The following is a 14,330-nucleotide window of genomic DNA, read 5'->3' as shown; positions in this document are numbered from 1 at the left end:
TTAATAGGTTAGCGTGTTGGGGAATGATCAGCGGGCCTGATCCACGCAAATCACCAGGGCGGCACGGCCCCGGCGCGGGTATTCGCTACGGATTGCGCGACGGGAGTGTCACGGGGGTCAGTACAGGGCGACCGGCAAAGTATTCCACCAGATTGTCGGCGACCCGCTGCACGGTGTCGTGGGTGGCTTCGGGCGACAGGCCGGCTACATGGGAAGTCAGCACGGTATTGTTCAGGCGCTTGAGCGCATCGGGCACCTTGGGTTCGTCGTCGAAGACGTCCAGCGCGGCGCCGCCGATACGTCGCTGTTCCAGCGCAGCCACCAGGTCGGCGGTGACCACCACGCTGCCACGACCGATATTGACCAGATAACCGTTCGGCCCCAGGGCGTCGAGGGCGTGGCGGTCGATCAGGTGGCGAGTGCCGGCGCCACCGGGCGTGGCCAGGATCAGGAAATCCGAGGTGCGCGCCAGCTCCACGGCGGTTGAGCAGTAGGTGTAATCCACGTCATCGCGTGGTTGGCGGTTGTGGTAGCTGACCTCCATGCCAAACCCCAGGGACGCGCGCTTGGCGATCTCCAGGCCCACGGCGCCCAGCCCGAGAATCCCCAATTGCTTGCCGCCCAGGGAAGGGCGCATCACCTTCGGCCATTCACTGCGGCGCACGGCGGCGTCAGTCTGGGGGATACCGCGCACCAGCGACAGCAGCAAGGCCATGGCATGGTCAGCCACCGACGGCGCATTCACCCCGGCGCCGTTAGTCACCACAATCCCACGGTTGGCGGCGGCCTGCAGGTCTACATGTTCGTAGCCGGCACCAATCACGCAGATGATCTCCAGCAACGGCAGCGCGGCGATTTCCTCGGCATACAGCCCCAGCGGGCCACGGGTGAGCACGGCCTTGATCTGCCCGCCGTGGGCCTTGATCGCCTGGGCACGTTCGACAGGCGTCGGTGCCAGGATTACATGGAAATCATTGCTCTCGATGATTTGCAGGTATTCGTTGATGGTCTCAACCAGGACCAGAACAGTGGTAGTCATGCAAGGTTCTTCCTGAAGTGCTTGAGCGCATGAGTATGCGGGATTTGTAAGACGGAACGTAGGTTGCTGTAGGAGCTGGCGCTCCTACAGTAGTTTCAAAAGCCAATCTCGGCGGCTTGCATGCGCTTCACAAACGCTCCGGCCAACGTCTCATTGTGGTGATCAATGATCGCCTTGGCCGTCAACGCCGGGGTATCCATGCACGTATGGGCGTCCTCCGGCAACATCACCGAGAAGCCCAGCTCTATCGCCACTCTGCAGGTGGTGTCGACACAGAACTGGGTTTTCATGCCCACAATCACCAGTTCGTCGACCTGCGCTTGCTTCAATTGTTGCGCCAGATCGGTGCCCAGGAAACAGCTCGGGCGGGTCTTGTCGAACAGGTAATCGCGGGATTCGTCGACCTCCAGGCCGCTCCACAGCTGCCACAGCGGGCTGCCCGCTGCGATGGACGAGCCGGCGGGCCCGGTATGACGTGCGACGAAAATCGGGGCGCCGGCCGTGCGGGCGCGCCGGATCAGCTGGTTGATGGTGTGCAGCACCCGTTCACGCTCGAAGGGTTTGTGCGGTCCGTCGTACAGGCCAGTTTGCATGTCGATAATCAAAAGGGCGGCTGTCATGGTGTTGCTCCTGTTGAGTGCCGGATGGCGGAGCAATAAAAAAGCCCCGTCCATCGCTGGCGGGGCCTTTGGGTGCTTCAGGGTGTCGTTAGATGAACCACCCACAGCAACCGCACGGCCCGCCATAAGCGGTCGTGGTGGTGGTGCGGGTAAGGAACAACTGAATAGATCTCATGTACCGATCATGCTGGTGCGGGTGAAAGACTGTCAACGGATGTTTCCGGTTTCTTCCACGGCCAGCGACGCCTGATGCCAGGCTGGGACAGCTGCACCGCCGAACCATTCCTCAGCTAAGTCTTTGCTTATGCACGAGAATCCCGGACAATCGCGCCCCTGTTGAGGTCGGGGCGCTGCCTGTCAGGTTTTTCTGACTCGTCCCGGCCGTGTGAATGCGGAGATCCGACCGGATGAATGATCAGGCCAATAGCGTCGACGAACGCTATGCAACGACACCTGCAACGCTCACAAGCTGGAGCCGCCAGGACACCACCTGGATGCTTGGGCTGTTCGGCACCGCCATCGGCGCCGGTACTTTGTTCTTGCCGATCAACGCGGGCCTGGGGGGCTTCTGGCCGCTGGTGATCCTGGCGCTGCTGGCCTTTCCAATGACGTTCTTTGCCCACCGTGGGCTGACCCGTTTCGTACTCTCCGGCCGGGAAGGTTCCGACATTACCGATGTGGTCGAAGAGCATTTCGGCATTAAAGCCGGCGCGTTGATCACCTTGCTGTACTTCTTTGCGATCTTCCCGATCCTGCTGATCTATAGCGTGGCCCTGACCAACACCGTCAGCAGCTTCATGGAACACCAACTGCACATCATGCCGCCGCCTCGGGCAGTCCTGGCGTTTGTGCTGATCCTGGGCTTGCTGGCGGTGGTGCGTTGCGGCGAAAAGGTGATCGTCAAGGCCATGAGCCTGATGGTGTATCCGTTTATCGTTGCCTTGCTGTTCCTCGCCGTGTACCTGGTGCCGCATTGGACGGGCGGCATCCTGAGTACCGCCCGTGAGATTCCGGCGCCGTCGGCCTTGCTCAACACCTTGTGGCTGGCGATTCCGGTGATGGTGTTCTCGTTCAACCACTCGCCGATCATCTCGGCCTTCGCGGTAGACCAGAAACGTCAGTATGGGGCACACGCCGACGAGCGCAGCTCGCAGATCCTGTCCCGCGCGCACCTGTTGATGGTGGTGATGGTGCTGTTCTTCGTGTTCAGTTGCGTACTGACCCTGTCACCGGCGCAGTTGGCCGAGGCGAAAGCGCAGAACCTGTCGATCCTGTCGTACCTGGCCAACCACTTTGACAACCCGACCATTGCCTTCGCCGCGCCGTTGATTGCATTCGTGGCGATTGCCAAGTCATTCCTGGGCCACTACATCGGTGCCAGCGAAGGCCTCAAGGGCCTGGTGCTGAAGACCGGTCGCCGCCCGGCAGCCAAGTCTCTGGACCGCATGACCGCCGCCTTAATGCTGGTGGTGTGCTGGGTCGTCGCCACGCTTAACCCAAGCATCCTCGGTATGATCGAGACCCTGGGTGGGCCGGTGATTGCATCGATCCTGTTCCTGATGCCGATGTACGCCATCCGCAAAGTGCCGGCCATGGCCAAGTACCGGGGGCAGGCGTCGAATGTGTTTGTCACGGCGGTGGGGTTGGTAGCGATTACTGCATTGGTGTATTCGCTGATGGCTTAAGGTCTGACACAATCTCCAAGGCTGTCCCAGAACCAAATGTGGGAGGGGGCTTGCTCCCGATAGCTGTATGTCGGTCACCTATGAATTGACTGAACCACTGCTATCGGGAGCAAGCCCCCTCCCACATGTGTTTGGTGGTGTTGCTGGGATTGTATTCCAGGCATGAAAATGCCGCGTATCTCCAGATGGCGATCACTGCTCTGGTTGACTCGCTGATGGCTAAGGTCTGACACCGCCTGCAAGGGCTACAGAGGACCAAATGTGGGAGGGGGCTTGCCCCCGATGGCGGTGTATCAGTCACCTATGAATTGACTGAACCACTGCTATCGGGAGCAAGCCCCCTCCCATATTTGTTTGTATTCCAGGCATAAAAAACGCCGCGTACCTTGCGATACGCGGCGCCTGTCACATCAACACACCGTTAAGCTTGAATCACCGGGATGTTGGCGCTTGCCGCGATCTTGCGGAACTCGGCGATCTGGTCGAAGTTCAGGTAGCGGTAGACGTCACTGGCCATGGTGTCCAGTTTCGCCGCGTAGCCCATGTACTCTTCGACGGTCGGCAGGCGACCCAGGGTAGAGGCGACTGCCGCCAGCTCGGCCGAGGCCAGGTAGACGTTGGCGCCATCGCCCAGACGGTTCGGGAAGTTACGGGTCGAGGTCGACACGACGGTCGAATTCGGCTCCACACGCGCCTGGTTACCCATGCACAGCGAGCAGCCCGGCATTTCCATGCGCGCGCCAGCCTTGCCGTAGATGCCGTAGTAGCCTTCTTCGGTCAGCTGGTGGGCGTCCATCTTGGTCGGCGGCGACAGCCACAGACGGGTCGGCAACTGGCCCTTGACCTGCTCCAGCAGCTTACCGGCAGCGCGGAAGTGACCGATGTTGGTCATGCACGAACCGATGAACACTTCGTCGATCTTCTCACCGGCAACGCTCGACAGCAGACGGGCATCGTCCGGGTCGTTCGGGGCGCAGAGGATCGGCTCGTTAATTTCCGACAGGTCGATCTCGATGATTTCGGCGTATTCGGCGTCGGCATCGGCTTCCATCAGCTCCGGGTTGGCAACCCAGGCTTCCATCGCTTGGGCGCGACGTTCCAGGGTGCGTGGATCGCCGTAGCCTTCGCCGATCATCCAGCGCAGCAAGGTGATGTTGGAGTTCAGGTACTCGGTGACGGAGTCCTTGGACAGCTTGATGGTGCAACCGGCAGCCGAACGTTCAGCCGAGGCGTCGGACAGCTCGAAAGCCTGTTCCAGCGTCAGGTCGTTCAGGCCTTCGATTTCCAGGATGCGGCCGGAGAAGGCGTTTTTCTTGCCTTTCTTCTCTACGGTCAGCAGGCCAGCCTGGATCGCGTAGTAAGGAATGGCATGCACCAGGTCACGCAGGGTGATGCCAGGCTTCATCTTGCCTTTGAAGCGCACCAGGATCGATTCCGGCATGTCCAGCGGCATCACGCCGGTGGCAGCGGCGAACGCGACCAGACCGGAGCCGGCCGGGAACGAGATGCCCATCGGGAAGCGGGTGTGGGAGTCACCACCGGTACCGACGGTGTCCGGCAGCAGCATGCGGTTCAGCCAGCTGTGGATGATGCCATCGCCTGGACGCAGCGATACACCGCCACGGGTCATGATGAAGTCAGGCAGGGTGTGGTGGGTGGTCACGTCGATCGGCTTTGGATAAGCCGCGGTGTGGCAGAACGACTGCATCACCAGGTCGGTCGAGAAGCCCAGGCACGCCAGGTCTTTGAGTTCATCACGGGTCATCGGACCGGTGGTGTCCTGGGAACCGACGGTGGTCATCTTCGGTTCGCAGTAGGTGCCAGGGCGCACGCCTTTGCCTTCCGGCAGGCCGCACGCCTTGCCGACCATTTTCTGCGCCAGGGTGAAGCCCTTGCCGGTGTCGACAGGCGCTTCAGGCAGCTTGAACAGGTCGGTAGGGCCCAGGCCCAGTTCGGCACGGGCCTTGTCGGTCAGGCCGCGACCGATGATCAGCGGAATACGGCCGCCGGCGCGTACTTCGTCCAACAGCACCGGGGTCTTCATTTCGAAGGTGGTGATGACTTCATCGGTGCCGTGTTTGCAGACTTTGCCAGCATGCGGGTACAGGTCGATCACGTCGCCCATGTGCATGTTGGTGACGTCGAACTCGATCGGCAGTGCGCCCGCATCTTCCATGGTGTTGTAGAAGATCGGAGCGATTTTGCTGCCGAAGCAGAAACCGCCGGCGCGCTTGTTCGGAACAAAGGGAACGTCGTCGCCGAAGAACCACAGCACGGAGTTGGTCGCCGATTTACGCGACGAACCGGTACCGACCACGTCGCCGACGTAGGCGATCGGGAAGCCTTGGCCGCGCATTTCTTCGATCTGCTTCATCGGGCCGGTCTTGCCTTGCTCGTCCGGCACGATGCCTTCACGGGCCATTTTCAGCATGGCCAGGGCGTGCAGCGGGATGTCAGGGCGCGACCAGGCGTCCGGGGCAGGGGACAGGTCGTCGGTGTTGGTTTCGCCGGTGACCTTGAACACGCGCAGGCTGATCTTGTCGGCCAGGGTCGGACGGTTGCGGAACCATTCGCCGTCGGCCCAGGACTGGATCACGCCTTTGGCGTGTTCGTTGCCGTTGCGGGCTTTTTCCGCCACGTCGTGGAACGCATCGAACATCAGCAGGGTGTGTTTGAGTTGGGCGGCCGCGACAGGCGCCAGCGTGGCGTCGTCCAGCAGCTCGACCAACGTCACGATGTTGTAGCCGCCTTGCATGGTGCCAAGCAGTTCAACAGCGCGCTTTTTGTCGATCAGGGGGGAGGTGGCTTCGCCCTTGGCCAGGGCGGACAGGAAACCGGCCTTGACGTAGGCAGCTTCGTCAACGCCCGGTGGAATGCGGTTGGTGATCAGGTCAACGAGGAATTCTTCTTCGCCAGCCGGGGGATTTTTCAGCAGCTCGACCAGGCCTGCGGTTTGTTCGGCGTTAAGCGGCTGGGGCACGATACCCAGGGCGGCACGCTCTTCGATATGTTTGCGGTAGGCTTCAAGCACAGTTATTACCCTCATCAGTGGTCCCACGGGACGCTCATCCAGGAATGACCGGCACGCGTGCGCTCGGGGGCTTTTTGGGCCGCAAAGCCAGCGCTGCCGACCGTCCTTACAGAAGCTGCTTTCAAAGTTTTACGCCTGCAGAACGGAGCTGATGAGGGTCGGCGCAAGTGTTGACCTACCGGGGTCAAACCTGCGCCAACACCGTTCTGAAGGAACGACTGTGCTCGTGACGCTTTGAAAACAGCTTCCAGCGGATTATTGGCGCCTTACAAGGCCGGGTGATTCTACGGCAAAAAAAATCTAAAGGTAAGTTGCGTCACCAAGTTTGCAGGGTGATCAACCTTAGACAAAGGGCTAACATGGCGCACTGTTTCGCTGATCTGCGTGTTTTCGCCCATGTCCAACCAAACCATCAAGACCCCCTGCGTCGGCCTGTGCTCCACGGTCTACGGCGATCTCGTGTGTCGCGGCTGCAAGCGCTTTCACCACGAAGTGATCCAGTGGAATGGTTATAACGAAGAAGAAAAGCGTGCGGTCTGGCTCAGGCTCGAGCAATTGCTGGTGCAGGTGATGGCCGGCAAAGTCGAAGTTTTTGCCCCCAAGACCCTGCGCGGGCAGTTGGAACAGCGCAAGATTCGCTTCGTGCCGCACCAGTCCGAGTATTGCTGGGCCTATCAGTTGATTGCGCGTGGGGCGCGGGTGATCAATAACCTGGAGGCCTACGGCATGGTGTTGCTGCCGGAGTTTCGCGACTGGCCCTTGCCAGACCTGCGCGATGCGATTGATCGGGAGTTCTTTATCTTGTCCGAGGCGCATTACCAGCGCTATATCGCACCGGGATTCCTTAAAGATGCGCTATCTACCTGACGGTAAAGATCAAAATGTGGGAGGGGGCTTGCCCCCGATAGCGGTGGATCAGTTGGCTTATTCAGTGACTGACACTCAGTCATCGGGGGCAAGCCCCCTCCCACATTTGATCTTCATTGCTTCAGGCTTGGGTGGCGAGTTCTTCCAAATGGTCCATCAGCGTCTGCGGCTTGAGCACCAGCACATCGCTTTCCACCGCATCCAGCACCACCTCTGCCGTATTGCCGATCAACGCCCCGGAAATTCCAGTGCGCGCCACGGTGCCGATAATCGTCAGTGCCGCCTGCAACTGGTGGGCAATATGGGGAATCAGCACATCCGCCGGGCCTTCCTTGATATGCAGGTGTGCGTCATCCACATCGAATTCGGCCTGGAAGGCCTGGCACTGCTCGCGATAACGCGCCTCGATGGTTTCCCGCAGTTGAAACGTCGGGTCCGCCGCCGACAGCATCGGCGAGGGATGCGCGCTGATCACATGCAACTGCGCCTTGGCCAGGCTGGCGATATCAAAGCCGTGGTCGATGATGGAGTTATGCAGCGAGCGGTGTTCGCTGTCGGTATTGCCCACGTCGACGGCCGCCAGAATCACGCCGCCGGCCCAGGGCGTGGCGGTCTTGACCAGCAGCACGGGCGTCGGGCAATAGCGCAACAGTTTCCAGTCTGCCGGGGTCAGCAGGGCCTTTTTCAGCGGGCTGTCGGCAAAGTGCTGCTTGATCACCAGGCCGCAGCCCTCGGCCTGCTGCACGTCGACGATGGTTGCATGCAGGCTGTCGTTCCACGCCTGTTCGGTCGTGACGCTGTACCCGTCCTCCTGCAGGCCGGATTTGAGCAGGCTCAGCAGCGCCGAATACTCATGCTTTCTGTCACAGACCAGCAAATGCAGGTGCGCGTCGGTGACCCCGGCGATCAGCTTCGCGCGCTTGAGGGCCAGGCTTTCGGGATGCTCGGGCTCGATGACCACCAGGATGCTGCGGATGGCTTGCATGGTCGGTTCTCCAGGAGTGGGCCTGCAACAACTATAGTTGCTGCACGCGTGCCGTCATCTTGATGTACATCAAGGCCCATGGCTGGTGGTCTGCGGCGTGGTCGGTATAATCGGCGCCCTTTTGTGATCCTTTGCCCGTGAGCCCGATGATCCTGCCCGAAATCCACGAATTCCTCGGTTGCCGCACCCCCGACGCCTGGGTCCAGGCCGCTTTGGCCGACCAGGACACCCTGCTGATCGACCACAAGAACTGCGAATTCAAAGCCGCCAGCACCGCCCTGAGCCTGATCGCCAAGTATCACGGCCACCTCGACCTGATCAATATGATGTCGCGGCTGGCCCGTGAAGAGCTGGTGCACCATGAGCAGGTCATGCGCCTGATGAAAAAACGCAAGGTTGAGCTGCGCCAATTGTCCGCCGGCCGTTACGCCTCGGGTTTGCGCAAGGTGGTGCGCAACCATGAGCCGGTCAAACTGGTGGATACCCTGGTGGTGGGGGCCTTTATCGAAGCGCGCAGTTGCGAGCGTTTCGAGGCGCTGGTGCCACATTTGGACGAAGAACTCGGCAAGTTCTACTTCGGTTTGCTCAAAAGCGAAGCGCGGCACTTCCAGGGTTACTTGAAATTGGCCTACCAGTACGGTGATGCCAAGGACATCGCCCAGGTGATCGAGCGGGTGAGGGCGGCCGAGCAGGCGTTGATCGAGTCAGCCGACGTCGAGTTCCGCTTTCACAGTGGCGTGCCAGCCTGAGGCCACGGCTACGCCGATCAAGGCGCTGATCCCGGTCAGCAGCAGGATCACCATTTGCGTGCCAAGCGGCGCTGCCAGCACCGCAATCAGCAAGCCCGCCAAGGGCTGGGCGAGGTTGTTGAGCAGGGTGATCACTCCCACCGTTTTGCCGAAATCCTGCACCGGAATCACCCGCTGACGAGTGCTGCGCATGTACACGTTGAACATCTTGTCGAAACCGCTCACCAGCAGGAAGCCCACGGCGTACACCCACACGCCGGGGCTGAGGGCGGTGATCAGCGCGCCGACGGCGATCATCGAATACGACAGCCCGCCGAGCACCTTCAGCGCCAGGCTCGAACGCGCGAGGTAAAACAGAATTACCAGGGTGACCACCGCGCCAGCGGCTTGCAGGAGGGCGTAGGCGTCCTTGTCCGCCGCGTATTGCCCGGTGACCAGGGCCGCCGACGTGGCCAGCGTCACGCCGACGATCAGGTTCACACCGATGGCCAGGGTAATGATGCGCTTCAACTCCACCCGGCTGCGGATGTGGCCCAAAGCGGTGCGCAGCGGCTGCAGCCAGAGACCCGGGTGCTGCGGCTCATGGGGCTGCAGGTTCACGCGGGTGTTGCGCTGCCAGGCCAGCATCGCCAGGTCTGCCAGCACAAACAGTGCGGCGATGCCCAGCACCACCCAAGGCCACGCCCAGACTTCCAGCATCAGCGCCGCCACCAACGGGCCGAGTACCAGGCCGCTCTGGTCGGCGATCTGCGAATAAGACAACGTCTTGGTATAGGTGTAATGCTGGAAAATATGCGGCATCAGCACTTCCCGCGCCATGATGCCCTGGGTGGTCAATACCCCGCAAAACGCCGACAGGATCACCAGCCATTGGATACCGTCGAACAGCCCGTACAGCGCCACCGCTACCACGCAGGCCAACGCCCGATACACTTGGCTGACATGCAGGATGCGCACGGGTGAAAACCTGTCGCACAACGCCCCGCACACCGGAAAGGCCAGGTAGCGCGGCAGTGACTCGAGAAAGAACGCCAGGCCCGCCCACGACACGCTCTGGGTGGTTTGGAACACAATCAGCGGCACGATGAACAGCAGAATCTGGTCCGCCAGCCGCGACAGAAACAGTGAAACGAAGAACGCCAGGTAATCCTTGCGCATATAACTCCCTGTGAATGGCGTAAAAGAGTGCAGGCTATTTGTTAAAAACTCTTAAAAGCATGAAGCTTGCTGGCACCCTGCATGCGGCGGCTCCCGTTGGGCAGCTTGCCACCTATACTGCCAGCCTTTCAATCGGCGTTCGCACACTGAGAACTTATGGAAAACCTGGGTCTGGGCAAAGTCCTGCTCGTCGAGGACGATGAGAAGCTGGCAGGACTGATCGCGCATTTTCTGTCGCAACATGGTTTCGAGGTGCAGGCGGTGCACCGGGGCGATTTGGCCTTGGCGGCATTCCTGGCGTTCAAACCGAAAATGGTCGTGCTCGACTTGATGTTGCCGGGCCAGAGCGGCCTGCATGTGTGTCGCGAGATCCGCGCAGTGTCCGACACACCGATTGTGATCCTCACCGCCAAGGAAGATGACCTGGACCATATTCTAGGCCTGGAGTCCGGTGCCGATGACTATGTGATCAAACCCATCAAACCGCCGGTATTGCTGGCGCGTCTGCGGGCCCTGCAACGTCGGCAAGTGCCCGAGACGACGGTACGCGATTATCTGGAATTCGGCCGGTTGTCGATCAACCGCAGTTGCCGGGTGGTCAGCCTGGGCGATGAAAAAATCGACCTCACCACCATGGAGTTCGAATTGCTCTGGCTACTGGCGAGCAGCTCGGGAACCATCCTTTCGCGCGACGACATCCTCAACCGCATGCGCGGCATTGCGTTCGATGGCCTGAACCGCAGCGTCGATGTGTACATCAGCAAACTGCGCGGCAAGCTCAATGACAACCCGCGCGAGCCGGTGTGCATCAAGACCATCTGGGGCAAGGGCTACCTGTTCAATCCGTTCGCCTGGGAGCTGTAGATGCTGCGCCTGTATCTGCGCTTGTACCTGATCCTCGCGCTTGGCTTGGCCGGTGCGATCTGGTTGGTCAACTATGGCCTGGACGCGTACATGCCAGAGTCCAATGAAACCTATAATCGCGAGGCCCTGCGCGGTCCGGCGTGGGCCCTGGTGGAACAACTGCGGCCGGTGCAGGGCGAGGCGCGCCAGGCGCGTCTGGATCAGTTGCAACCGCATTACGGCCTGCGCCTGCAACTGGTGCAGCGCGACAGCCAGCACCTGAGCGCGCGCGAACAGGCACTGCTGGCGGCCGGCCAAGTAGTGGTGCGCGAGGACTTCATGAAGTTCCTCGCGCCCATCGACGATGGCCCGCAATTGCTCGAAATCCAGTTGCCGGAAGAACCGAAATGGTTGTACCTGTGGGCCTACGGGCTCCTGGGCGTGAGCCTGGCCATCGTGTTGTACTTCTGGGTGCGCCCGCACTGGCGCGACCTGGAGCACATCCGCCTGGCGGCGCAGCGCTTTGGCGACAACGACCTCGGCTCGCGCATCCTGTTGCCGCGTCGCTCCACCGTGCGTGCGCTGGCCGGGCACTTCAACCAGATGGCCGAGCGCATCGAAAGCCTGATCGCCAACCAGCGCGAACTGACCAACGCGGTATCCCACGAACTGCGCACGCCCATTGCGCGCTTGTCCTTCGAGCTTGACCAGCTCAAGCAGCAGGCCGATCCGCGCCAGAGCCGCGAACTGATCGCCGACATGTACGCCGACCTTGGCGAGCTGGAAGAAATGGTCTCCGAGCTGTTGACCTACGCCAGCCTGGAGCGCGGCGCGACCCAGGTCACCCGCGAAAGCATCGAGGCCCACAGTTGGCTGGACAGCGTGATCGGCAGCGTGGCGCTGGAGGCCGAGGCCGCAGGTGTGCAGTTGTCGCTGCGTACCTGTGAGGTCGATGTGATTCGCATCGAGCCACGATTCATGGCGCGCGCGGTGATCAACCTGCTGCGCAATGCCATTCGCTATGCCGACCGGCGGGTTGAAGTGTCGTTGATCAAGTTCGGCAGCGGTTACGAACTGCAGGTCAGCGACGATGGTCCCGGTATTCCGGTGGAGGGCCGCGCCAAGATCTTTGAACCCTTCATGCGCCTGGATTCAAGCCGCGACCGCCGTACCGGCGGCTTCGGCCTGGGCCTGGCACTGGTCCAGCGGGTCAGCCAATGGCATGGCGGGCAGGTGCAAGTGCTGGACTCGGAGTGGGGTGGCGCGTCGTTTCGGATGACCTGGGCGTATGCCGAGTAAGCATCCGTAAACAACGACAAGCCAATGTGGGAGTGGGCTTGCCCTCATGCCAGTCAGTTAGGGCTTTTTGTAGGAGCGAGCTTGCTCGCGAAGCATTCAGGCCCCCCGCGTTTATCCAGAATGAACGCGTTGCCTGGGCGTTTTTCGCGAGCAAGCTCGCTCCTACAGTGAGCCCAGATTGCTCGCCCAGGTTAAAAATTCAACGTGTCGAGGGGCGAGTGCAGACGTTTGAAGGCGTAGCCCGAAGCGCTCAGGCCATTGACCTGGCGGCTGACGGTATCGCCCAGGCCATAGCCGCTGCCGGCTACGACCGCGTGGGCGTTATCGACGGGCAGCAGGATGTAGTCGGTCAGGGGCTCATCATGCAGTTGGCCGCGAATCACCAGGAAGCCTTCCTCCAGGCGCACGCTGACGCCGCTCAGCGGCGCATCGGGCTCGTGGGTATTGAGCACCTGGTAAGTGCCGACGGTGTCCGCCCACGCCAGGGGCAGCGGCGGCGGCTCGATGCGTTCGCCCACGGCAACGCGTTGGCCGTGGCTGCGGGCAGTGAGGATCTGCCGGCCCTGTACCCTGACGACGTCCAGTTGCACGCGACCCAGTTCGCCAAGGTCTTTCAGCCAGAAGCCGAAAACCTTTTTCTGCGCGCGCAGCCAGCCTTGATCGTCGCGCATCAGCTCGAAGTCGCACCCGCCCAGTTCGCCGGATAAGCGCCCGTGATCATCCTTGAGACGGAACACGCCCCATGAGGTCGCGTAGAATCCGGCCAGGCGCTTGCGGTCGACTGCGGCCGGCACCTGGCGCAGCTTGAGGCCGTGGTTCGGGGCCTCGCAGTCGTCGGCACAGACCGCCTTGCCGGTCTGCGCCTGGAGCATCAGGCGCAGGGTGTCGGTGGACAAGGTCACCACCAGCTGTTCGGCATTGCTGTCATTGGCCATGATGATCACGGCCAACTGCTGATCCGGGAGGATGCTCAACTGCGCGGCGAAATCATCGCCGCCGCCGCTGTGCTGATAGGCCCGTATGCCAGGGCCGGGTTCATCCCCGCACGGCGCCAGAAACCAGCCGAGGCCCATCTGGCAATCGAAATCCAGGGCATTGCCGGTGTTCTGCTGGGTGAACATCTCATCGATCGAAGCGCTGTCCAGTACCCGGTTGCCTTTGTAGACCCCTTTGGCGAACAGCATGTGTACGTAATGGCTGAGGTCTTTGGGGCTGGCCCACAGGCTGGCGGCGGCGAGGTCACGGACCTGCGCGTCGTTGCTGGCCTTGCCCTCTTCGTAGCCCAAAGCGCGGTAGCTCAATTGGGTGCCGGTGCCGACGAAACTTGACTGGTTCATCTCCAGTGGCTTGAGCAGGCTGCCTTGCAGTTGCGCCTCGAAGCTTTTACCGGTGCTGCGCTCAATGGCCGCCCCCACCAGGGCGTAGCCCAGATTGGAATACGCCACCTGGGAGCCCGGCGGGCTGCTCAGCCACACGCCCGAAACGCGTTGCGGCATCTGGCCCATGGCGTAGTTACTGCGCAGATCGCGCAAATGCTCGCTGGGCAAGCCGGATTGATGGCTGAGCAAGCGGCGCAAGGTAATCGCTTGATCCGCCTCGGCCTGATCGCTGTGAAACCGCGAGCGTACGTGGAACTCGCGCAAGGTTTGCTGAAGCGGCGCATCCAGCCCCAGGCGCTGTTGTTCCACCAGTTGCAAGGCCGCCGTGGCGGTGAGCAACGTGGAGATGCCGCCGGCGCGAAATGCCGTGTTAGGGGTGACCGGCACCCCTCGGGCCTTGTCTGCCAGGCCGAAGCCACGGGCCCAGATCAGTTCCTGGCCACTGACCAGGGCAATCGACAAGCCCGCCACATTGTCCCGGGCCATCTCACGGGGTATACGGCTTTGCAGGTAGCGGATGATCGCGCCGTAATCGCCTTTTTGAATCGACGGCGGGGCGGGCGGTTGCCCCTGGCAACCGAGCGTGCCCAACAGGCAACCGAGCAGCGGGATACCGCGTAACGTGCGAAACATGAAGAGCACCCGGATGGTGGTTTGGATGCTCGAATGCTAGGG

At 61.4% G+C, this 14,330-nt stretch carries 11 protein-coding genes; 5 read left to right on the top strand and 6 right to left on the bottom strand.

Annotated features, from left to right (window positions below; translation table 11 throughout):
- Positions 1-85 precede the first annotated feature (85 nt).
- Together C4J84_RS13965 and C4J84_RS13960 are read right to left on the bottom strand one after the other, a co-directional pair.
- Entirely contained in the window at positions 86-1,039 is a 954-nt protein-coding gene (locus C4J84_RS13965) for a 2-hydroxyacid dehydrogenase (RefSeq protein WP_124370916.1), read from the bottom strand.
- A gap of 95 nt (positions 1,040-1,134) precedes the next feature.
- Positions 1,135-1,659: a cysteine hydrolase family protein gene (locus C4J84_RS13960; RefSeq protein ID WP_124435559.1), complete on the bottom strand. Its 525-nt coding sequence runs from the start codon at positions 1,657-1,659 to the stop codon at positions 1,135-1,137.
- A gap of 407 nt (positions 1,660-2,066) precedes the next feature.
- Here C4J84_RS13960 and C4J84_RS13955 point away from each other — a divergent pair, with 407 nt between their 5' ends.
- Positions 2,067-3,344 (top strand): serine/threonine transporter, encoded by a 1,278-nt coding sequence (locus tag C4J84_RS13955; RefSeq protein ID WP_124435558.1) that lies wholly within the window; start codon positions 2,067-2,069, stop codon positions 3,342-3,344.
- 421 nt (positions 3,345-3,765) lie between these two features.
- Here C4J84_RS13955 and acnB read toward each other — a convergent pair whose 3' ends face one another.
- Entirely contained in the window at positions 3,766-6,375 is a 2,610-nt protein-coding gene (acnB, locus tag C4J84_RS13950; protein WP_124372434.1) for a bifunctional aconitate hydratase 2/2-methylisocitrate dehydratase, read from the bottom strand.
- Positions 6,376-6,771: 396 nt separating this feature from the next.
- On the opposite strand from acnB, the gene C4J84_RS13945 reads away from it, so the two are divergent.
- Complete coding sequence (locus C4J84_RS13945; protein WP_124407444.1) at positions 6,772-7,242, top strand: DUF1289 domain-containing protein; 471 nt, start codon at positions 6,772-6,774, stop codon at positions 7,240-7,242.
- A gap of 121 nt (positions 7,243-7,363) precedes the next feature.
- Here the strand turns inward: C4J84_RS13945 and C4J84_RS13940 are convergent, their stop codons facing one another.
- A complete protein-coding gene (locus tag C4J84_RS13940) occupies positions 7,364-8,227 on the bottom strand; it encodes a universal stress protein (protein WP_124429757.1) in 864 nt (287 codons plus the stop codon).
- A gap of 146 nt (positions 8,228-8,373) precedes the next feature.
- On the opposite strand from C4J84_RS13940, the gene C4J84_RS13935 reads away from it, so the two are divergent.
- Positions 8,374-8,976: a tRNA-(ms[2]io[6]A)-hydroxylase gene (locus C4J84_RS13935; protein ID WP_124363096.1), complete on the top strand. Its 603-nt coding sequence runs from the start codon at positions 8,374-8,376 to the stop codon at positions 8,974-8,976.
- Here C4J84_RS13935 and C4J84_RS13930 read toward each other — a convergent pair.
- Positions 8,932-10,134: an MFS transporter gene (locus C4J84_RS13930; protein ID WP_124435557.1), complete on the bottom strand. Its 1,203-nt coding sequence runs from the start codon at positions 10,132-10,134 to the stop codon at positions 8,932-8,934. The two genes, C4J84_RS13935 and C4J84_RS13930, sit on opposite strands and share 45 nt — an antisense overlap.
- 156 nt (positions 10,135-10,290) lie before the next feature.
- Between C4J84_RS13930 and C4J84_RS13925 the strand changes: the two genes are divergently transcribed.
- Positions 10,291-10,998 (top strand): response regulator, encoded by a 708-nt coding sequence (locus tag C4J84_RS13925; protein WP_124370910.1) that lies wholly within the window; start codon positions 10,291-10,293, stop codon positions 10,996-10,998.
- On the top strand, positions 10,999-12,276 hold the full coding sequence (locus tag C4J84_RS13920; protein WP_124363093.1) for an ATP-binding protein: 1,278 nt from the start codon (positions 10,999-11,001) through the stop codon (positions 12,274-12,276). It begins immediately after the preceding gene.
- A 191-nt stretch (positions 12,277-12,467) separates the two neighbouring features.
- Here the strand turns inward: C4J84_RS13920 and C4J84_RS13915 are convergent, their stop codons facing one another.
- The gene (locus C4J84_RS13915) at positions 12,468-14,288 is read right to left on the bottom strand and encodes a serine hydrolase (protein WP_124435556.1); all 1,821 of its coding nucleotides are present in this window, start codon (positions 14,286-14,288) and stop codon (positions 12,468-12,470) included.
- Positions 14,289-14,330 lie beyond the last annotated feature (42 nt).

It is taken from the genome of Pseudomonas sp. R11-23-07 (genome assembly GCF_003852295.1).
GTDB lineage: Bacteria > Pseudomonadota > Gammaproteobacteria > Pseudomonadales > Pseudomonadaceae > Aquipseudomonas.
Note: the sequence above shows the minus strand (reverse complement) of the source record. Positions and strands in the feature narration are given on the sequence as shown.

What these genes read in the sequence shown, in the direction of transcription:
- C4J84_RS13945 (WP_124407444.1), top strand. Translation starts at nt 6,772, where the DNA reads ATGTCCAACCAAACCATCAAGACCCCCTGCGTCGGCCTGTGCTCCACG.
- C4J84_RS13925 (WP_124370910.1), top strand. Translation starts at nt 10,291, where the DNA reads ATGGAAAACCTGGGTCTGGGCAAAGTCCTGCTCGTCGAGGACGATGAG.
- C4J84_RS13965 (WP_124370916.1), bottom strand. Translation starts at nt 1,039, where the DNA reads ATGACTACCACTGTTCTGGTCCTGGTTGAGACCATCAACGAATACCTG.
- C4J84_RS13940 (WP_124429757.1), bottom strand. Translation starts at nt 8,227, where the DNA reads ATGCAAGCCATCCGCAGCATCCTGGTGGTCATCGAGCCCGAGCATCCC.
- C4J84_RS13915 (WP_124435556.1), bottom strand. Translation starts at nt 14,288, where the DNA reads ATGTTTCGCACGTTACGCGGTATCCCGCTGCTCGGTTGCCTGTTGGGC.
- C4J84_RS13930 (WP_124435557.1), bottom strand. Translation starts at nt 10,134, where the DNA reads ATGCGCAAGGATTACCTGGCGTTCTTCGTTTCACTGTTTCTGTCGCGG.
- C4J84_RS13955 (WP_124435558.1), top strand. Translation starts at nt 2,067, where the DNA reads ATGAATGATCAGGCCAATAGCGTCGACGAACGCTATGCAACGACACCT.
- C4J84_RS13920 (WP_124363093.1), top strand. Translation starts at nt 10,999, where the DNA reads ATGCTGCGCCTGTATCTGCGCTTGTACCTGATCCTCGCGCTTGGCTTG.
- C4J84_RS13935 (WP_124363096.1), top strand. Translation starts at nt 8,374, where the DNA reads ATGATCCTGCCCGAAATCCACGAATTCCTCGGTTGCCGCACCCCCGAC.
- C4J84_RS13960 (WP_124435559.1), bottom strand. Translation starts at nt 1,659, where the DNA reads ATGACAGCCGCCCTTTTGATTATCGACATGCAAACTGGCCTGTACGAC.